Here is an 18,873-nt window from a genome sequence, read left to right on the forward strand (position 1 = left end):
TCCCCCGGCGGCGCTGAGCCGCTCCGTGCCCCGCGGCGGGAGGCCTCCGGCCCCCGCGCCGCGGGGCACACCGCCGCCAGCTGCCGTCCCCCGGCGGCGCTGAGCCGCTCCGTGCCCCGCGGCGGGAGGCCGCCGGCCCCCGCGCCGCGGGGCACATCAATCCGTCGTGACGAAGTCGATGAGCTCCTCCACCCGGCCGATGAGTGCGGGCTCGAGGTCGGTCCACGTGCGCACCCGCGCCAGGATCCGCTGCGACCAGACGTAGCCCGTGTCGTCCTCCCAGCCGAGGGCGGTGCAGACGCCCTCCTTCCAGGGCCGACCCTTCGGCACGACCGGCCAGGCCCGGATCCCGACCACCGACGGCTTGACCGCCTGCCAGATGTCGACGAACGGATGGCCGACGACCAGGGCGTGCTCCCCGGTGACCTGGGCGGCGATGCGCGACTCCTTCGAGCCGGTGACCAGGTGGTCGACCAGCACGCCGAGCCTCCGTCCGGACGCCGGCCGGAAGTCCCGCACGATGCCCGGCAGGTCGTCGACGCCGTGCAGCGGCTCCACCACCACGCCTTCGATGCGCAGGTCGTGGCCCCAGACCTTCTCGACCAGCTCGGCGTCGTGCTTCCCCTCGACGTAGATGCGGCCCTCGCGGGCGACCCGTGCCCGGGCGCCGGTCACGTAGGTAGACCCCGACGCGCTGCGCGCCGGCCCCGCGGGCGCCGCCCGCTTCGGGCGGACCAGCACGACGGGCCGGCCGTCGACCCAGAAACCGGGCCCGAGCGGGTAGCCGCGCACCTTGCCGAAGCGGTCCTCGAGGTGGACGACGTCCTTCTCGCAGCGGACGACGGCACCCACGAAGCCGCTGCTGGGGTCCTCGACGACCAGGTCGAGCTCGGCCTCGACCTGCTGCACCGGCTTCTTCACGGTGCGCGGGTGGACCAGGTTGTCGTACGGCGAGCGGGGAGGCACCCCGAGACGCTACGCACGGCGCCTCACCCGCTCGTCGACGACACGCCGCCTACGACCGCGGCCGACGGCCCGTCACCGACCGGGTGCGCAGCGTTGGCGCCACGTCCCGAGCCCGCTTCACCGCGCTGACCTGCAGTTCCGTCCAGCAACCGAACCGAGCGACAGCAGGCGGGACCCGTTCGTCACGCCGCATCGCCCGTGCGCCGGCGTTTCCGTCCGGGGACCGCGGTCAATCCGGTACGGGCCAGTTGCAGACGCAAGCACTCCGGAACGAGGGGGATCCATGATCGGCACAGAGACGCTCGACCGCGTGATCGGCAAGGACGTCTACGACGAGTCCGGTGACAAGATCGGCGCGGCGTCCGAGGTGTACCTCGACGACGCCACCGGCCAGCCCGAGTGGATCACCGTGCGCACCGGCCTGTTCGGCACCAAGGAGTCCTTCGTACCGATCCACGACGCCGACCTGACCGACGACGGCGTCCGCGTGCCGGTGAGCAAGGCCACGGTCAAGGACGCGCCGAAGATCGACGCCGACGGGCACCTGTCCCCGCAGGAGGAGGACGAGCTCTACCGCTACTACGGCATGGGCGCCGGTACGGCCGGCACGGACCTGCGCGACGACGCCGGCACGGCCGGCACGGACCTGCACGACGACGCCGGCACGGCCGGCACGGACCTGCGCGACGACGCCGGCACCAGGACCCGCACGGACGCCGGCATCGACACCCACATGGCCGACGACGCCCGGGGCACCACCGGCCGCGACACCACCGGCCGCGACACCACCGGCCGCGACGCCCCCGATGACGCGATGACCCGCTCGGAGGAGCGGCTGGACGTGGGCACCCGCCGCGAGGAGGTCGGCCGGGCGCGGCTGCGCAAGTACGTGGTCACCGAGAACGTCACCCAGACGGTGCCGGTCTCCCGCGAGGAGGTCCGCGTCGAGCGCGAGCCGATCACCGACGCCGACCGCGGCGCGGCGCTGGACGGGCCGGCCATCAGCGAGGAGGAGCACGAGGTGACGCTGCACGCCGAGCGGCCGGTCGTGGAGAAGGAGGCCGTGCCCGTGGAGCGGGTCCGGCTCGACCGCGAGACGGTCACCGACGAGGCCAGGATCAGCGAGGACGTGCGCAAGGAGCAGATCGACACCGACGGGACGGACGCCGGCCGCCGCATCTGACGCGGCCGCCGCACCGGACGCCGCTCCCTACCCGCGGACGGGTCCCTGATCGACGGCGGCCGGCCGACCCACGACCCGGCCGGCCGCCGCTCCCCTGCGCGGGATCCGCAAGCCCACCGACATCCGGACCGTGATGCGGCGGTGTGCGGAGCTCGGCGGCACGGACCATCGGCGCAGGTGGGATGCTCGGCACCGTGAGCGAACCCGTCGTGGAGCGCACGGTCGCGCCCGTCCCGCCGCGCGCCGGAGCCGTGGGATTCGCGGGCCCCACCGAGCTCGCGGCCGCGCTGGAGTCGACCGGCTACCTCCCCGACGAGGGCCTGGCCACCGCCGCCTACCTGGCGCTGGTCATGCACCGGCCGCTGTTCCTGGAGGGCGAGGCCGGCGTCGGCAAGACCGCGCTGGCGCAGGCGCTGGCCGACGTCACCGGCCGGCCGCTGCACCGGCTGCAGTGCTACGAGGGCCTGGAGGCCAGCCAGGCGCTCTACGACTGGGACTTCGGGCGCCAGCTGCTGCACCTGCGCGCGGCCGAGGCCGCGCACGTCGGCCAGGACCCGGCCGCGCTGGAGGCCTCCCTCTACGACCGGCGGTTCCTGCTCGCCCGGCCGCTGCTGCGCGCGCTCGAGGACTCGCCCAGCGTGCTGCTCGTCGACGAGGTCGACCGGGCCGACGACGAGTTCGAGGCCTTCCTGCTCGAGGTGCTGTCGGACTTCACCATCTCCATCCCCGAGCTCGGCACCATCCGCGCGCAGACCCCGCCGCTGGTCGTGCTCACGTCCAACCGCACGCGCGAGGTGCACGACGCGCTCAAGCGCCGCTGCCTCTACCACTGGCTGCAGCACCCGGACTTCGACCGCGAGGTGGCGATCCTGCGCCGCCGGCTGCCCGAGGTCTCCGAGCGGCTCGCGCGCGAGGTGGCCGGGGCGACGGCCAGGCTGCGCACCCTCGACCTGCTCAAGCCCCCGGGGATCGCCGAGGCGATGGACTGGGCGAGCGCGCTGCACGCCCTCGGCGCCCGCGAGCTGCACCCGGACCTGGCGGCGCGCACGCTCGGCGCGGTGCTCAAGTACCGCGAGGACACCGACCGCGTGCACGCCCTGACGCGGGAGGCGCTCTTCGGTGCCTGACCAGGGCATAGGAAGCTCTGCCCCCGTCTCGGAGCCCGCCGAGGGGGGCGTAGCTTCCTATGCCCGGGGAGGCGGGCGGGACGTCGTCGACGCGGTCCTCGGCTTCGCGCGCACGCTCCGGCACGCCGGCGTGGCCGCCTCGCCGGACCGGGTCGAGGCCATGCTGAGCGCGGTCGCGGCGCTCGACGTCCTCGACCCCGGGCACGTCTACTGGGCCGGCCGCCTGACGCTGTGCGCCGGGCCGGACGACCTCGACCGGTACGACGCCGCCTTCGCGGCCTGGTTCGGCGGAGAGGTTCCCCGGGCGGTGCGTTCCGCCGGGCAGCCCCGGCTCCGGACGTCGACCGCCGCGGCCCTCGACGCCGATCCGGGCCAGGGCGAGGAGGGCGAGGCGCCGGAACTGGCGGGGCGCGCCAGCGGCGACGAGGTGCTGCGCCACCGCGACGTCGCCGACCTCACCGCGGCCGAGCGGGAGCACCTGCGCCGGCTGTTCGCCCTGCTGGCGCCCGCCGCGCCGATGCGCCCGGCGCGCCGCCGCCGACCCAGCCCGGTGGGCTCGGTGCACCCGGCCCGGACGGTGCGCCGCGCGCTGCGCGACGGCGGCGAGGTGAGCCGGCTGCTGCACCGCCGGTCGCGGCCCCGCCCGCGCCGCGTCGTCCTGCTGGTCGACGTCTCCGGCTCGATGGCGCCCTACGCCGACGCGCTGCTGCGCTTCGCGCACGCCGCCGTCCGGGCCCACCCGGCGGTGACCGAGGTGTTCACCGTCGGCACCCGGCTGACCCGGGTGACCCGGGAGATGCGGCTGCGCGACCCGGACCGGGCCCTCGCCGCCAGCGGCGCGGCGATCCCCGACTGGTCCGGCGGCACCCGGCTCGGTGAGGTGCTCAAGGCCTTCCTCGACCGCTGGGGGCAGCGCGGCACCGCACGCGGAGCGGTCGTCGTCATCTGCAGCGACGGCTGGGAGCGCGGCGGCGCCGACCTCCTCGGCGAGCAGATGGCGCGGTTGCGGCGGCTGGCGCACGCCGTCGTCTGGGTCAACCCGCACAAGGGCCGGGCCGGCTACGAGCCGCTGACCAGCGGGATGCAGGCGGCGCTGCCCTCGGTCGACGTGTTCGTCTCCGGGCACAGCCTGGCCGCGTTCGAGGAGCTGGCGGGGGTGATCGCCCGTGCGTGAAAGAGGACCCCGTCCCTCACAACCCACGCACGCTCGGGGTGAGCCTCCGGACGGGGCCACGGTGCTGCGGCCACGAGGAAAGGTGCAGTCAGGTGCGTGATGTGCTGGACGAGCTGGTCGGCTGGTGGCAGGCCGGCGAGACGGTCGGGATGGGCACCGTCGTGGGCACCTGGCGCTCGGCGCCGCGCCCGGCGGGGGCCGCGATGCTGGTCGGGCCCGACGGCACCGCGGTGGGCAGCGTCTCCGGCGGCTGCGTCGAGGGCGCGGTGTACGAGGAGGCCCGGGACGCCGTCGCCAGCGGGCTGCCGGTGCTGCAGCGCTACGGGGTCAGCGACGACGACGCCTTCGCCGTCGGCCTGACCTGCGGCGGCATCCTCGACGTCTTCGTCGAGCCGGTGTCGCGCGAGTCCTTCCCCGAGCTCGGCGAGGTCGCCGAGTCGGTCGACCAGCACGAACCGGTCGCCGTCGTCACCGTGGTCAAGGGCCCCGAGGACCGGCTGGGCCGCCGGCTCGTCCTGTGGCCGGACCGCTGCTCGGGCACGCTGGGCCTGCAGCGCCTGGACGACGCCGTCGCCGACGACGCCCGGGGCATGCTCGCCGCCGGGCGCACCGGGCTGCTGCACGTCGGTCACGACGGCGAGCGCCGCGGCGACGACCTCACCCTGTTCGTCAACTCCTTCGCGCCGCCGGCCCGCATGGTGGTGTTCGGCGCGATCGACTTCGCCGCCGCGGTCGCCCGGGTGGGCGCCTTCCTCGGCTACCGCGTCACCGTGTGCGACGCCCGCCCGGTGTTCGCCACCGAGAAGCGCTTCCCCGACGCGCACGAGGTCGTGGTCGAGTGGCCGCACCGCTACCTGCAGGCCGAGGCCGACGCGGGGCGCATCGACGAGCGCACGGTGCTGTGCGTGCTCACGCACGACCCGAAGTTCGACGTCCCGCTGCTGGAGGTCGCGTTGCGGCTGCCGGTCGCCTACGTCGGCGCGATGGGATCGCGGCGCACGCACGAGGAGCGCCTCGCCCGGCTGCGCGAGGCGGGGCTCGCGGACGACGAGATCGCCCGGCTGTCCTCACCGATCGGGCTGGACCTGGGTGCGCGGACACCGGAGGAGACGGCCGTCTCGATCGCCGCGGAGATCATCGCCGGGCGGTGGGGCGGCACCGGGGAGCGGCTCACCGGCACCGGTGGCCCGATCCACCGCACCGCCGACCGCTGAGCCGCACCACCGCACACCGCACCGCCGACCGCTGAGCCGCACCACCGCACGCCGCACCGCCGACCGCTGAGCCGGACCGCGACCTCCGAGCCGCACCGGCCGAGCCGCCGCGCGGCTCGCGGGTGCGCTTCCGCATCGCGGAAGTAGCGCCCCAGGTGGCGGGATGGACGGGCAGTGGTCAGAGTGCGTGTCGTGGCACCCGACGGCGTTCCGGAGAAGCCGGGGGTGGCCGCAGCTCACCGTCGAGCGGAACGGATGATGGCGCCATGACCGCACTGGCCGAGACCCCCGTCTCCTCGCGCACCGCCGACCTGGCCGCCGGACTGCGGGCGGCCGTCGGTGCCGAACGCGTGCTCACCGACCGCGTCCAGACCCGGACCTACGAGTGCGACGGGCTGGCCAACTTCAAGGTCACCCCGGCGATCGTCGTGCTGGCCGAGAGCCGCCAGCACGTCGTCGACTGCGTGCGGCTGTGCTCGGAGGCGGGGGTGCCGTTCGTGGCCCGCGGGTCGGGCACCGGGCTGTCCGGCGGTGCGCTGCCCAGCGCGGACGGCGTCCTGCTGGTGCTCTCCCGGCTGCGCCGGCTCGGCCCCGTCGACGCCGACAACGCGCAGGTCACCGTCGAGCCCGGGGTGATCAACCTGTGGGTCACCCGCGACGCAGCGCCCCACGACCTGCTCTACGCGCCCGACCCGTCGTCGCAGCTGGTCTGCTCGATCGGCGGCAACGTCGCCGAGAACGCCGGCGGCGCGCACTGCCTGAAGTACGGGTTCACGGTCAACCACGTGCTCGGTGCGGAGGTCGTGCTGCCCGACGGCGAGGTCGTGCACCTGGGCGGCCGCGCACCCGAGCACCCCGGCTACGACCTGCTGGGGGCCTTCATCGGCAGCGAGGGCACGCTCGGCGTGGCCACCGAGCTGACCCTGCGGCTGATCCGGGTGCCCGAGGAGGTGCAGACCATGCTGGTCGGCTACCACTCGGTGGAGGACGCGGCCGGCACGGTCAGCGACATCATCGCCGCCGGCATCGTGCCCGCCGCCGTCGAGATGATGGACGCCCTGGCCATCGAGGCCGCCGAGGCCGCGGTGAGCTGCGGGTACCCCGAGGGCGCCACCGCCGTCCTGGTCATCGAGCTCGACGGGCCGAAGGCCGAGGTGGAGGCCCAGTTCGCCCAGGTCGAGGAGATCGCCGGCACGCGCAACGCCTTCGAGGTGCGGATCGCCGCCGACGCCGACGAGCGGGCGCTGATGTGGAAGGGCCGCAAGTCCGCCTTCGCGGCCGTCGGCCGGATCAGCCCCAGCTACTACGTGCAGGACGGCGTGATCCCGCGCACCAAGCTGCCGGAGGTGCTCGCCGAGATGAAGCGCATGGCCGACGCGAAGGGGCTGCGGGTGGCCAACGTCTTCCACGCCGGCGACGGCAACCTGCACCCGCTGGTGCTGTTCGACGACGCGGTGGAGGGCCAGGCGCACGAGGCCGAGGAGCTGGCCGGCGACATCCTCGAGCAGTGCATCACCTCCGGCGGCTCGATCACCGGCGAGCACGGCGTCGGCCAGGAGAAGCGGATGAAGATGGCCAAGCAGTTCACGCCGGAGGACCTCGACACCATGCAGCTGGTGCGCTGCGCGTTCGACCCGGACGGCGTGGCCAACCCGGGCAAGGTGTTCCCCACCCCACGCCTGTGCGGGGAGCGGCCCGGCGTCCGCACGGGCGAGCACCCGGTGCAGGCGGCCGGCCTGGGCGAGGTCTTCTGATGACGGCCGCCACCGCCACCCGCCGTCCCGGGACGCCGGACGACGCGGTCAACGGCGTCGTGCCCGGCGAGGTGGTCCGCCCGACGTCGGTCGAGGAGGTCGCCGAACTGCTGAAGGCGGCGACGGCCGACCGGCGCACCGTCGTGCCGGCCGGCGGCCGCAGCAAGCTCACCTGGGCCGCGCCACCCTCGTCGTGCGACCTGCTGCTCGACACCACCGGGCTCGACCGGGTGGTCGAGCACGTGGCCGGTGACCTGACCGTCGTCGCCGAGGCCGGCGTGCGGCTGGCCGACCTGCAGGCCCGGGTCGGCGACGCCGGCCAGGTGCTGGCCCTCGACCCCCCCGAGGAGGGCGCCACCCTCGGCGGCGTGGTCAGCGCCAACGCCTCGGGCCCGCGGCGGCTGCGCTACGGCACGGTGCGTGACCTGCTGATCGGCATCACCGTCGTGCTCGCCGACGGCACGGTGGCGCACGCCGGCGGCAAGGTGGTCAAGAACGTCGCGGGCTACGACCTCGGCAAGCTCTACACCGGCGCGCACGGCACGCTCGGCGTCGTCGTCTCCACCACCTGGCGGCTGCACCCGGTGCCCCCGGCCCGACGCGTCGTCGTCCTGGAACTGCCCGATGCCTCCGCCGCCGGGCCCCTCGCCATCGCGCTCAACCGGTCGACGCTCACCCCGTCGGCGGTCGAGCTCGTGGCCGAGGCCGGCGGTGCCGGCCGGCTCGTCGTCGTGTTCGAGTCGATCGCCGAGTCGGTGTCGGCGCAGGCCAGGCAGGCCGTCGAGCTGATGGGCGGCGGCGCGGAGCTCGACGAGGTGCCCGCCGACCTCGGGCGGCGCCCGGGCGGACCGGACGACGTCCTGCTCCGCCTGGCCTACGTGCCCACCGGCCTGACCGACGTGCTGGCGGCGCTGCCCGCGGGCACGCACCTGGCGGCCTCGGCCGGCACCGGGGTGGCCTACGCCGCCGTGCCCGCCGCCGACGCGGCCGGCGCGCTGCCCGCGGTCCGCGCGGCGCTCGCGCCGCACGACGGCAGCGCGGTGCTGCTGCACGCGCCGGAGGCGGTTCGGGACCAGCTCGACCACTGGGGGCCGGTCGGTGACGCGCTGGACCTCATGCGCCGGGTCAAGGAACGGTTCGACCCCGAGCGGCTCATGTCGCCGGGACGGTTCGTCGGAGGGCTGTAGCAGATGACGGAGATCACCCCGGGCAGCCACGGTAGGGGCGACTCGCCACCGGCCGGGTCGCCCGGCGCCTCGGCCAACGTCAACCCGGTCCGGCAATCCGCCGCGGACCTGCCCGACGGCGCGTCGACCGGGACCGTGCGGGCGGCCGACGAGGCCCCGGCCGAGGTGGTCGGGGCGCGGCGGGCGCTCGACGTCGGCCAGGACCTCGACCTCCCCGCGGGCACCGGGGCCGCCACGGTGGGGGCGCGGGACGCGCTCGGCCTGGCCCGGACCGGCCAGGCGGTGCTGCCGGCCTTCGACGAGCACCACCCGCCGGACGCCGCGCTGATCGGCGACTGCGTGCACTGCGGGTTCTGCCTGCCGACCTGCCCCACGTACGTGCTCTGGGGCGAGGAGATGGACAGCCCGCGCGGCCGCATCTACCTGATGAAGGAGGGCCTCGAGGGCGAGCCGCTCGACGACTCGATGGCCCGGCACATCGACCAGTGCCTGGGCTGCATGGCCTGCGTGACCGCCTGCCCCTCCGGCGTCCAGTACGACAAGCTCATCGAGGCCACCAGGGCGCAGGTCGAGCGGCGCCACGAGCGCCCGCGCACCGAGAAGCTGTACCGCGACCTGATCTACGCGCTGTTCCCGTACCCCCGCCGGCTCAAGGCGCTGCGCGGGCCGCTGATGGCCTACCAGGCCAGCCGGCTGGGCAACCTGCTCGCCCGCACCGGCCTGATGTCGAGGCTGCCCGCCCCGCTGCAGGCCATGGAGTCGCTGGCGCCCAAGCTGGGCCGGGCTGAGCGGATCCCGGAGTTCACCCCGGCCGTGGGCACCCGGCGGCGCACCGTCGGCGTCCTGGCCGGGTGCGTGCAAGGCACGTTCTTCCCCGACGTCAACGCGGCCACCGTGCGGGTGCTCGCGGCCGAGGGGTGCGACGTCGTCCTGCCGCGGCGTCAGACCTGCTGCGGCGCCCTGCCCGGCCACGGCGGCCGGGAGGAGCAGGCCCTCGACTTCGCCAAGCGGACGATCGAGACCTTCGAGCGGGCCGACGTCGACACCGTCGTCGTCAACGCGGCCGGCTGCGGCTCGAACATCAAGGAGTACGGCCACCAGCTGCGCGACGAGCCGGAGTGGGCCGCGCGGGCGGAGGCGCTGGCCGCCAGGGCCCGCGACATCAGCGAGTTCATCGTCGAGATCGGCCCGGTGGCCGCGCGGCACCCGTTGCCGATGACCGTGGCCTACCAGGACGCCTGCCACCTCGCGCACGCGCAGGGCATCCGGCAGCAGCCGCGCACGCTGCTCCGCGGCATCCCCGGCGTGCAGATCAAGGAACTGACCGAGGCCGAGCTGTGCTGCGGCAGCGCCGGCACCTACAACATGCTGCAGCCCGAGCCCGCCCGCGAGCTCGGCGAGCGCAAGGCCAGGGCCGTGCGCGCCACCGGGGCCGAGCTGATGGTGACGGCCAACCCCGGCTGCTGGATGCAGGTGGCCACGACGCTCGCGCGCATGGGCGAGCGGATGCCGGTCGCCCACACCGTCCAGGTGCTCGACGCGTCGATCCGCGGGGTGCCCGTGGAGCAGTTGCTGGACGCAGCGCTCAACGGCCCCGGCACGGCCCTGCCCCGACCCACCGCCGCAACCCGGTGAGCGCTCCCGGCTGATCCCCCGCCCACCCGTGCGGGGTCGATCCCGCACGGCCGCACCCGACCTGCCCGGCCGATCGAGAGGCGTCGACGTGGACAACCTCGCTGTGCTCAGCCTGCTCGCCCTGGCGCCCATCCTCACGGTCGGCGTCCTGCTCGCCGGGCTGAGATGGCCGGCCAAACGGGCCATGCCCGTCGGCTTCGTCGTCGTCGTGCTCGTCGCCTTCTTCGTGTGGGACATGTCGCCCACGGCGATCGCGGCGTCGGCGGTGCAGGGCCTGCTGGTGGCGCTGACCCTGCTCTACATCGTCTTCGGCGCACTGCTGCTGCTCGAGACGCTGACCAAGAGCGGCGCGATGGCGACCATCCGGGCCGGCTTCACCAGCATCAGCCCCGACCGGCGGGTGCAGGCGATCATCGTCGGCTGGCTGTTCGGCAGCTTCATCGAGGGCGCCTCCGGCTTCGGCACCCCGGCCGCGGTCGTCGCTCCGCTGCTGCTGGCCCTGGGCTTCCCGGCCATGGCCGCCGTCATGGTCGGGTTGATCATCCAGAGCACGCCGGTCAGCTTCGGGGCGGTGGGCACCCCGATCCTCGTCGGCGTCAACGGCGGCCTGGCCGGCGCCGGCCCGGTCGAGGACCGCATCGCGGAGCTGGGCACCGACCTGCCCGGCTTCCTCGAGCGCATCGGGCTGCAGGTGGCGCTGCTGCACGCCACGATCGGCACGTTGATCCCGCTGATCCTCGCCTGCATGCTCACCGGCTTCTTCGGCGAGCGGAAGCGCTTCGCCGACGGTCTCGCCGTCGCCCCCTTCGCGCTGTTCGCGGCGTTCTCGATGACGGTGCCCTACGTGCTGGTCGCCTGGCTGCTCGGACCGGAGTTCCCGTCGCTGCTGGGCGGCCTCACCGGCCTGGTCATCGTCATGTTCGCGTCCAGCCGCGGCTTCCTCGTGCCGAAGCAGGTCTGGGACTTCCCGCCGCGGCAGCGCTGGGCGCACCACTGGATGGGCAGCCTGGTCCCCGAGGACGAGGAGCCCGTCGCCGCCCGGAAGATGAGCATCTGGCTGGCCTGGACGCCGTACGTCGTGGTCGCCGCGCTGCTCGTGCTGACCCGCACGATCGACCCGGTCACCGAGTTCCTCACCACCGGCTGGCGCGTGGTGAACGTCGAGAACATCCTCGGCGTCGAGGGGATCTCCCAGGCGCTGCAGGTCGTGTACCTGCCGGGCTTCCTGTTCATCGTCACCTGCCTGCTGACCTACGGGTTGCACCGCATGCGCGGCCCGGAGATCGCGGCGTCGTGGAAGGTGGCCGGCGGCCAGCTGGCCGGGGCCGCGGTGGCGCTGCTGTTCGCCCTGCCGCTGGTGCGGGTCTTCATCAACTCCGGCGAGACGTACAACGAGTCGGGTCTGACGTCGATGCCGCTGACCCTGGCCGAGGGGGCGGCCTCCATCGCGGGCGACGCGTGGCCGGCCTTCGCCCCGTGGATCGGCGCGCTGGGCGCCTTCGTCGCCGGTTCGAACACGGTCAGCAACCTGATGTTCTCGCTGTTCCAGTTCTCCACCGCCGAGCAGATCGGCGTCACGCCGGAGACCGTCGTCGCCACCCAGGCCGTCGGGGGCGCCGCCGGGAACATGATCACGGTGCACAACATCGTGGCCGCCTCGGCGACGGTCGGACTGGTCGGCCGCGAGGGAGACCTGATCCGCAAGACGATCCTGCCGACCATCTACTACTGCTTGCTGGCCGGGGGGCTCTCGCTGGTCACGATCTACGGCTTCGGGGCGAACGTGAGCACGCTCTGGCTCGCCCTGGTGCTGGCGGGGGTCGTCGGCCTCGTGCTGGCCATGCGCCGCGCGCCGGGCAAGCCCAACGACGAGCTGGAGCCCGCGCCGGCCGCCGCCGGCGGGCGGGGGAGCGCGGCCGGAGCCGGCGGGCGGGGGAGCGGCGGGGGCGGCAGCGGCTCGCGCGCCGGCCGCGACGGCCGGCCGCACACCGACCTGGGCCCGGACCCGGCCTCGGGGCCCGACGAGCGGTAGCGGGGAGGACGCGACGGCCGCCGCCCGGGTTGCCGCTCTCCGGCGCCGGTGCCCTGCCCACGACCGTGGGCAGGGCACCAGCGCGTCAGGACCGCTCCGCCGCGGCGGCGATGTCGACCAGGTCCTTCTCCAGCATCCGGGTCACCGCGCGCCGGCCGAGCGGCCCGGTGACCGCCCCGAGCACCCGATTCAGGGTGGACGTCGGCCTCGCCCCGAAGGTCATCGCCAGGTCGCTCCCGCCGTCGCCGGCCGGCGTCACCGCGACCGTGGACAGGTACCGGACGCCCGGCCGCACCGCCTCGGTCGTGTACGACCGCTGCGGCTCCACCGCGGTGACGGTCATCTCCTCGGTGGCCGAGCGACCCAGCATCGTGCGGGTCTCCCGCCACCGTGTCCCGACGCCGAACCCTCCCGGCGTGAGGACCTCCACCGCGTCGATGCCCCGGATCACCTGCGGGGCTGCCGCGAGGTCGGTGGCCACCGCCCACACCCGCTCCACCGGCGCCGCCACGTGCCGGCGGACCTCCACGTCCTGCATGCTGTCTCGCTCCCTCGTGGTCCTGCCGCCGCCGTGGCGGCATCCGGCCGACACCCTGCCACCGGGGGACGACGATTTCCCGCACCACCGCCGAGGGACCGCGCCGGCTCGACCCGGCCGGGTAAGCCTCGCCGTCGCTGGACGGGATAGCGGAGCAGGTATAGCGTCTCTGCTATGCCTCCGGTGCGCCGGTCGTCCTTCCCGGGCCTCGAGGACCTCGCCGGCCGCCGGCGCGAGCTGATCGAGGAGCTGGTCCGCGCCCGCCGCGAGGCGGCGCTCAGCCAGACCGAGATCGCCGCGCGGATGGGCACCTCGCAGTCGGCCGTCGCCCGGCTGGAGAGCGGCGAGCTCGACGCGCGGCTGTCCACCCTCGAGCGCTACGCGGCCGCCCTCGGTCGCGTCGTCGACTGGCAGGTCCGACCGTCCCAGGAGTCGCCATGACCGTCCCGTCCCGCGCCACGCCGTCCGCCACCGCCGTGCCGTCCGCCACCGCCGTGCCGTCCGCCACCTTCCCGCCGCTGCCGCCGCACCCGCCCGAGCCACCCCGTCCCCGGCCCCATCCCTGGCAGCCCGAGCCGCGCCCGGCGGCACCGGCCTCGGCCTCCGCCAGCGCCTTGCTCGTCGTCGGCGGGCCGGACTGGCTGGCGCAGCAGCTGCTCGACCGCCGGGTGATCGCCCTGGCCGGCCGGCTGGACGACGAGGTCGCCAACCGGACCGTGGCGGAGCTGGCCCTGCTGGACGCCGCCGGGGACGAGCCGATCGCGCTGCGGCTGTCCGGGGTGGACGCGGATCTCGGCCCGGCGCTGACCGTATTGGATGCCCTCGACCTGACCGGCGCGCCGGTGCACGCCACCTGCCTGGGTAGGCTGAGCGGCGCCGCCGTGGTCCTGCTGGCGGTGGCCGACGTCCGGACGGTCGGGTCGCACGCGGTGCTGCAGCTCTCCGAACCGCGGGCGCCCCGGCCCGGCCTCGGGCGCGAGGTCGAGCCCCTCGCCGAGGCCTACGCGCGCGACCTGCGCCGGCTGCAGGAGCGGCTGGCCGAGGCGTGCGGACGCCCGGTCGGCGAGGTCGCCGCCGACATGCGCCCCGGCCGGGTGCTCGATGCTCACGAGGCGGTCGACCACGGCCTGGCCGACACCGTCGGCCCCCCTGCCCGCCGTTGATCGTCGTCGGGCGGTCGCCCGCCGCGCCGGCGCGGGCCGCCGGGCGACCGTGACCGGCCTCGTGGGCGGCCTCCGGTACGACGTCGAGGTGGTCGGCCTGCTCGCCTCGCCCGCGCACCGCTACGCCGGGCGGCCGGGCGGCGAGGTGCCCGCGCAGGCCGGCGACCGCCGCGACCGGCTGGAGGTCCGCGCCGGCCACGGCATCGTCGGTGACCGGTACGCCGGTCACCCGGCGCACCGGGACGCCCAGGTCACGGTGCTGGCCGCCGAGTCGGTCGAGCGGCTGGCGGCCGAGCTCGGCGCCGGCCCGCTCGACCCGCTGCTCACCCGTCGCAACGTCGTCCTGCGCGGCGCCGAGGTCGAGGCGCTGCGCGGGCACACCTTCGCGCTCGACGGCGGGACAGGACCCCTCCTGTTGCGCGGTGGGCGGCCGGCGAACCCGTGCGCCTGGCTGGACGTCGTCCTCGCCGCCGGTGCGCACCGGGGCATGCGCGGCCGCGGTGGCGTGCGCTGCGCGGCGCTGTCGGACGGCGCGCTGACCCTCGGCCCCGCCGTCCTGCTCAGCCCCGTGCCGCTGGACGCGACCCGGGCCGGAGAGGCCGTCCGCCCGGCGGTCCGGACCGTGCGGTGAGCTCCGTGGCGGTCGTCGGCGCCGGCCCCGTCGGGCTGACCGCCGCGCTGCTGCTGGCCCGGCGCGGAGTGGCGGTCACCGTGCTCGACCGGCAGCGGGCGCCCTATCCGCTGCCGCGTGCGGTGCACCTCGACGCCGAGTGCTTCCGCGTGCTGCAGGACGCCGGCGTGGCCGACGCGGTGCGCGACGTGAGCCGTCCGATGGCCGGGCTGCGGCTGCTCGACCGGCGGCTGCGGCCGCTGGCGGAGTTCACCCGCGACCCGACGGTGGAGCCGCACGGCTGGCCGCCGGACGTCCTCCTCCACCAGCCCGACCTCGACCGCGTGCTGCGCGCGGCCGCCGTCGGCACTCCTGGTGTGAGCGTCGAGGACGGTGCCGAGGTCGTGGATCTGCGCCAGGACGGCGGAGGGGTGTCCCTGACCGTGCGCCACCGCGCCGGCGGGGCGGACCGGTCCGTCCGCACCGACGCGGCGCTCGGCTGCGACGGTGCCGGCAGCACGGTGCGCCGGCTGACCGGTGGGTCGATGCGCGACCTGGGACGCCCCGACCGATGGCTGGTCGCCGACCTGCTGGCACCGGACGCCGACCTGTGGCCGGGCACCCACCAGGTCTGCGACCCGCGGCGGCCGGTCACGTTCATGCCGGTTCCCGGCGGCCGGGTGCGGTTCGAGTGGCGGCTCGCGCCGGGGGAGGACGGCGCCGCCGCGGCGCCCGCGCTGCTCGAGCGGCACGGCCTCGGCGCGGCTCCCGTCGAGCGGGTCGCCGAGTACACCTTCCGCGCGCAGGTGGCCGACCGGTGGCGGTGCGGCCGGGTGCTGCTCGCCGGCGACGCCGCCCACCTCACCCCGCCGTTCGTGGGGCAGGGCCTCGGATTGGGTCTGCGCGACGTGCACCAGCTGGCCTGGAAGCTCGCCGACGTGCTGTGCGGGCGGGCGGGCGACACCCTGCTCGACACCCACCAGGCCGAGCGCGAGCCGCATGCCCGGGCGCTGATCCGCGTCGCGCAGCTGGTCGGCGAGCTGATGACCGGTGGGGGAGCCGCGGGCGCCGCCGTCCGTCGGGCGGTGCTCGCCGTCCTGCCCCGGTTGCCCGGCATCGCCGACTTCGCCGTGGCCGGGCGAACGCCGCCGCTGCGCCGCGGACCGCTCGTGGAGCGCCGCGGGCGGGCCGGGCGGCGGCTGGCGGGCGCCCTGGTCCCCCAGCCGATGGTGCGGCTGGACGACGCCGACCGGCGGCTCGACGACGTGCTCGGGACCGGCTGGGCAGTGCTGTCGCTGCTCGGGGACGACCGGATCGCCGTCCGGGCCGACGGGAGGTGCACGGAGCTGTCCAGCCCCGAGCTGGCCGGCTGGTTGCGGACCGGGCGGGCGACGTCGGTGGTGGTACGGCCCGACCGCATCGTCCGCTCCGCCCGCTGACCTGCGTCGCACCGCTCCGGCAGGACGTCCCCGTGTCGACCGCGGACGTCCCGTCCTCGAGCGCGGTCCCGCCGACGGCCCCAGTAGGACTGTCGTCACGCCTCGTGCCCTCGAGGGCGTTCCCGCGGGAACTCCCTCGGGTCATCGGCCCGGCGGGGTCGCGGTGGCGCCGACGGCGGTGCCGATGCCGGTCTCGGCGGTCAGCCGGCGGACGAGGTCGCGGTTGCCCATCAGGACGCCGACGGCCCACGGGATGTTCATCCGTTCGCCGTTGACCGGCATGGTGTCGGGCAGGCCGGCGGGTTCGCCGGCCGGGTAGAGCAGCGCGGACACCGGGGAGTCCGGACCCGGCGCCGGGTCGGGCGGCGCCGCTCGCCGGGGGAGGGCGGCCGCCGTCCGGCGGCTGCGCCGCGGTGACGCCCTCGACCGGCGGGGCCCGGTCGCCGCCCGGGGACGGTGGGCGCGCCGGCCGAGCACCCGGCGGCCCGGTCCGGCCGGCGCCGGGGACGGGCCGGCTGCTGCCGCGGGTGGGGGCGCGGGTGCGGCGGGGCGGGCCGGTCGTCGGCCGCGGGCCTGTCGTCGGCCGCGGGCCTGGTCGATCGGTTCGACGCCGATGAAGCAGTCCGGCGTGCGGTCCTGCGCCGGGGGATCGGCGTCGGCGGTCAGTGGGCCGTCCGGGGCGGTCGGCGTCTCGATCCCGTCGACCGCGCGCCGATCAGCACCGCAGACATCACGTCGGTCGTCCTAGCGCGGGGGCGCCCCACGCCAGCCAATTGGGTCGGGGCGGACACCCGGCCCGCACCGGCGGTGGTCGCGACGTCGGCCAATGCGCGCCGCACGTCCGCGTCGGCGCCCCTCGCCCGCAAGGCGGCTTCTGGTCGCCCGCTCGACAACCCTGGGCTCGCGTCACGACCACGGCGTCGCTGCGGACCAGGTGATGCGCATTCTCTTGGGGTAGTGGTAGTCCTCTTCTCGGGAGCCCCAGCGCCAGAGCATGACCAGCCGGTGGTCGGAGCCCGAGATCGTCCCCAGGTCGACCTCGCCGCGCGTCACGTCCTCGATGACCTCACGCACCACGTCGAGCGAGGGTCGCGGCGGACCCTCGTTGACGTCGATCGGCGTCGTCAGTTCGATGGGTGGGCTGTCGCTGACATAGATGTCGACCCGACCGGAACGGCCATCGAACTGTTCGTAGACCCGAATGGTGATGTCGGCTGCCCCGGGGGCGCGCGGCACGATGCACATCTCCAGGTGCTCGGGCAGTCCCGGATCCGGCTGCCCCGGGACGTGGACCTCGGTGACCTCAGCCGCTCCTGCCGGCAACCCCGCCAGGGTCTCGGCGATCACGCCTCGGATGCCGTCGACGTCGGCCGGCCCGTTCGACAGGGAGGCAAGCCGTCGAGCTTCTTCGCGTCGCTGCCGCCAACCACGGAACATCCGCCCCTCGCCATCCGTCGCGCAAGACTGCCCGAGGCTCGCGCCCCGAGAAGTGTCCCGGAGTGGGCCGCCCAGGGACACGCAGCCCGCCGCCCTCGCTGCATCGGCAGGGAGGCACGTCGGCGTCGCCGGCGACCAGTGCACTGCTCGGTGGGGCGGGCGGTCGGGCCCAGCGCAGCCGGGCGGACGGCGCGGGCAGGATGGGCCGGTGAGTTATGACGTCGCCGCCGTCCGCGCCCGGTTCCCGGCCTTGGGGTCCGGCACCGCCCACTTCGACGGGCCGGGCGGCTCGCAGACCCCCGACGTCGTCGCGCGGGCGGTCGCAGACACGCTGACCGCGCCGATCGCCAACCGCGGCTCGGTCACCGCCGCCGAGCGGTTCGCCGACGACGTCGTGGTCGGCGCGCGGCGGGCCGTCGCCGACCTGACCGCCGGCGACCCGCGCGGCGTCGTCTTCGGCCGCAGCGCCACGCAGCTCACCTACGACCTCGCCCGGGTGCTCAGCGCCCAGTGGGGCCCGGACGACGCCGTGGTGGTGACCCGGCTCGACCACGACGCGAACGTCCGGCCGTGGGTGCAGGCCGCGAGACGGGCGGGCGCCACCGTGCGCTGGGCCGACTTCGACCCGGCCACCGGCGAGCTCGAACCGGCCGCCGTCGCCGCGCTGGTCGACGAGCGCACCCGGTTGGTCGCCGTCACCGGCGCCGCCAACCTCATCGGCACCCGCCCCGACGTGCCCGCCATCGCCCAGCACGCGCACGACGCCGGCGCGCTCGTCTGGGTCGACGGGGTGCACCTCACCGCCCACGCCGCGGTCGACGTCGCCGCGCTCGGCGCCGACTTCTTCACCTGCTCGCCGTACAAGTTCCTCGGTCCCCACCTCGGTTGCCTGGTCGCCGCCCCGCACCTGCTCGACCCGCTGCACCCCGACAAGCTGCTGCCGAGCACCGGCGCCGTCCCCGAGCGGTTCGAGCTGGGCACCCTGCCCTACGAACTGCTCGCCGGGACGACGGCGGCGGTCGACTTCCTGGCCGGGCTCGACGGCGCCGCGTCCGGCGGCCGGCGCGACCGGCTGGTCGCGAGCATGGCCGCGGTCGAGGCGCACGAGGACCGGCTGCGCGAGCGCGTCGAGGAGGGCCTGCGCGCGCTGCCCGGCGTCACGCTGTGGTCGCGCGCCAAGCACCGGACGCCGACCCTGTTGGTCACCGTCGACGGGAGGGACGCGGCCGACGCGCACCGCTTCCTGGCCGAGCGCGGGGTCAACGCGCCGGCCGGCTCGTTCTACGCGATCGAGGCGTCCCGGCACCTCGGCCTCGGCGACACCGGAGGGCTGCGCATCGGCCTGGCGCCCTACAGCGACGACGACGACGTCGACCGGCTGCTCGCCGGGCTGCGCGCCTGGACCGGCTGAGGG

The 18,873-nt window shown here is 75.7% G+C and carries 17 protein-coding genes; 13 read left to right on the forward strand and 4 right to left on the reverse strand.

What is annotated here, in order from left to right:
• Positions 1-156 precede the first annotated feature (156 nt).
• Entirely contained in the window at positions 157-966 is an 810-nt protein-coding gene (locus OF117_RS12035; RefSeq protein WP_263553079.1) for a DUF3097 domain-containing protein, read from the reverse strand.
• A 283-nt stretch (positions 967-1,249) separates the two neighbouring features.
• Here OF117_RS12035 and OF117_RS12040 point away from each other — a divergent pair, with 283 nt between their 5' ends.
• From OF117_RS12040 to OF117_RS12075, 8 genes are all read left to right on the forward strand, one after another.
• Positions 1,250-2,149 (forward strand): PRC and DUF2382 domain-containing protein, encoded by a 900-nt coding sequence (locus tag OF117_RS12040; RefSeq protein ID WP_263553080.1) that lies wholly within the window; start codon positions 1,250-1,252, stop codon positions 2,147-2,149.
• A gap of 194 nt (positions 2,150-2,343) precedes the next feature.
• On the forward strand, positions 2,344-3,276 hold the full coding sequence (locus OF117_RS12045) for an AAA family ATPase (RefSeq protein ID WP_263553081.1): 933 nt from the start codon (positions 2,344-2,346) through the stop codon (positions 3,274-3,276).
• Between the two features lie 130 nt (positions 3,277-3,406).
• The gene (locus OF117_RS12050) at positions 3,407-4,450 is read left to right on the forward strand and encodes a vWA domain-containing protein (RefSeq protein ID WP_263553082.1); all 1,044 of its coding nucleotides are present in this window, start codon (positions 3,407-3,409) and stop codon (positions 4,448-4,450) included.
• Between the two features lie 92 nt (positions 4,451-4,542).
• Positions 4,543-5,664, forward strand: coding sequence for an XdhC family protein (locus OF117_RS12055; RefSeq protein WP_263553083.1), 1,122 nt, complete (start codon positions 4,543-4,545; stop codon positions 5,662-5,664).
• Between the two features lie 266 nt (positions 5,665-5,930).
• Positions 5,931-7,418, forward strand: coding sequence for an FAD-linked oxidase C-terminal domain-containing protein (locus tag OF117_RS12060; RefSeq protein WP_263553084.1), 1,488 nt, complete (start codon positions 5,931-5,933; stop codon positions 7,416-7,418).
• Entirely contained in the window at positions 7,418-8,605 is a 1,188-nt protein-coding gene (locus OF117_RS12065; RefSeq protein ID WP_263553085.1) for an FAD-binding oxidoreductase, read from the forward strand. The genes OF117_RS12060 and OF117_RS12065 overlap by 1 nt, the downstream gene beginning before the upstream one ends.
• Before the next feature lie 3 nt (positions 8,606-8,608).
• Positions 8,609-10,240, forward strand: coding sequence for a glycolate oxidase subunit GlcF (glcF, locus tag OF117_RS12070; protein WP_263553086.1), 1,632 nt, complete (start codon positions 8,609-8,611; stop codon positions 10,238-10,240).
• 88 nt (positions 10,241-10,328) lie between these two features.
• Positions 10,329-12,272 (forward strand): L-lactate permease, encoded by a 1,944-nt coding sequence (locus OF117_RS12075; RefSeq protein WP_263553087.1) that lies wholly within the window; start codon positions 10,329-10,331, stop codon positions 12,270-12,272.
• An 85-nt stretch (positions 12,273-12,357) separates the two neighbouring features.
• On the opposite strand, the gene OF117_RS12080 is transcribed toward OF117_RS12075, so the two are convergent.
• The gene (locus OF117_RS12080; protein ID WP_263553088.1) at positions 12,358-12,810 is read right to left on the reverse strand and encodes an SRPBCC family protein; all 453 of its coding nucleotides are present in this window, start codon (positions 12,808-12,810) and stop codon (positions 12,358-12,360) included.
• A gap of 174 nt (positions 12,811-12,984) precedes the next feature.
• On the opposite strand from OF117_RS12080, the gene OF117_RS12085 reads away from it, so the two are divergent.
• The 4 genes from OF117_RS12085 to OF117_RS12100 all read left to right on the forward strand — a co-directional run bounded on the left by OF117_RS12085 (position 12,985) and on the right by OF117_RS12100 (position 16,022).
• Positions 12,985-13,251, forward strand: a complete 267-nt coding sequence (locus OF117_RS12085) for a helix-turn-helix domain-containing protein (RefSeq protein ID WP_263553089.1) — start codon at positions 12,985-12,987, stop codon at positions 13,249-13,251.
• Positions 13,248-13,973, forward strand: coding sequence for an ATP-dependent Clp protease proteolytic subunit (locus OF117_RS12090; RefSeq protein ID WP_263553090.1), 726 nt, complete (start codon positions 13,248-13,250; stop codon positions 13,971-13,973). Before OF117_RS12085 ends, OF117_RS12090 begins: the two co-directional genes overlap by 4 nt.
• A 61-nt stretch (positions 13,974-14,034) precedes the next feature.
• Positions 14,035-14,604 carry an MOSC domain-containing protein gene (locus tag OF117_RS12095; RefSeq protein ID WP_263553091.1) on the forward strand — a complete coding sequence of 190 codons (570 nt, stop codon included), beginning with the start codon at positions 14,035-14,037 and terminating at the stop codon, positions 14,602-14,604.
• Positions 14,601-16,022, forward strand: coding sequence for a bifunctional 3-(3-hydroxy-phenyl)propionate/3-hydroxycinnamic acid hydroxylase (locus OF117_RS12100; RefSeq protein WP_263553092.1), 1,422 nt, complete (start codon positions 14,601-14,603; stop codon positions 16,020-16,022). The genes OF117_RS12095 and OF117_RS12100 overlap by 4 nt, the downstream gene beginning before the upstream one ends.
• A gap of 141 nt (positions 16,023-16,163) precedes the next feature.
• Here the strand turns inward: OF117_RS12100 and OF117_RS12105 are convergent, their stop codons facing one another.
• Entirely contained in the window at positions 16,164-16,355 is a 192-nt protein-coding gene (locus tag OF117_RS12105) for a hypothetical protein (protein ID WP_263553093.1), read from the reverse strand.
• 573 nt (positions 16,356-16,928) lie between these two features.
• Positions 16,929-17,369, reverse strand: a complete 441-nt coding sequence (locus tag OF117_RS12110) for a hypothetical protein (protein ID WP_263553094.1) — start codon at positions 17,367-17,369, stop codon at positions 16,929-16,931.
• Between the two features lie 298 nt (positions 17,370-17,667).
• Here OF117_RS12110 and OF117_RS12115 point away from each other — a divergent pair, with 298 nt between their 5' ends.
• A complete protein-coding gene (locus OF117_RS12115; RefSeq protein WP_263553095.1) occupies positions 17,668-18,870 on the forward strand; it encodes a cysteine desulfurase-like protein in 1,203 nt (400 codons plus the stop codon).
• Positions 18,871-18,873: the final 3 nt, after the last annotated feature.

Origin of the sequence: Geodermatophilus sp. YIM 151500 (assembly GCF_025716945.1) — a bacterium.
Taxonomy (GTDB): domain Bacteria; phylum Actinomycetota; class Actinomycetes; order Mycobacteriales; family Geodermatophilaceae; genus YIM-151500.

Bases quoted from the DNA above. Each gene is read 5' to 3' on its own strand.
- OF117_RS12040 (WP_263553080.1), top strand. From the start codon at position 1,250: ATGATCGGCACAGAGACGCTCGACCGCGTGATCGGCAAGGACGTCTAC.
- OF117_RS12065 (WP_263553085.1), top strand. From the start codon at position 7,418: ATGACGGCCGCCACCGCCACCCGCCGTCCCGGGACGCCGGACGACGCG.
- OF117_RS12080 (WP_263553088.1), bottom strand. From the start codon at position 12,810: ATGCAGGACGTGGAGGTCCGCCGGCACGTGGCGGCGCCGGTGGAGCGG.
- OF117_RS12060 (WP_263553084.1), top strand. From the start codon at position 5,931: ATGACCGCACTGGCCGAGACCCCCGTCTCCTCGCGCACCGCCGACCTG.
- glcF (WP_263553086.1), top strand. From the start codon at position 8,609: ATGACGGAGATCACCCCGGGCAGCCACGGTAGGGGCGACTCGCCACCG.
- OF117_RS12085 (WP_263553089.1), top strand. From the start codon at position 12,985: ATGCCTCCGGTGCGCCGGTCGTCCTTCCCGGGCCTCGAGGACCTCGCC.
- OF117_RS12090 (WP_263553090.1), top strand. From the start codon at position 13,248: ATGACCGTCCCGTCCCGCGCCACGCCGTCCGCCACCGCCGTGCCGTCC.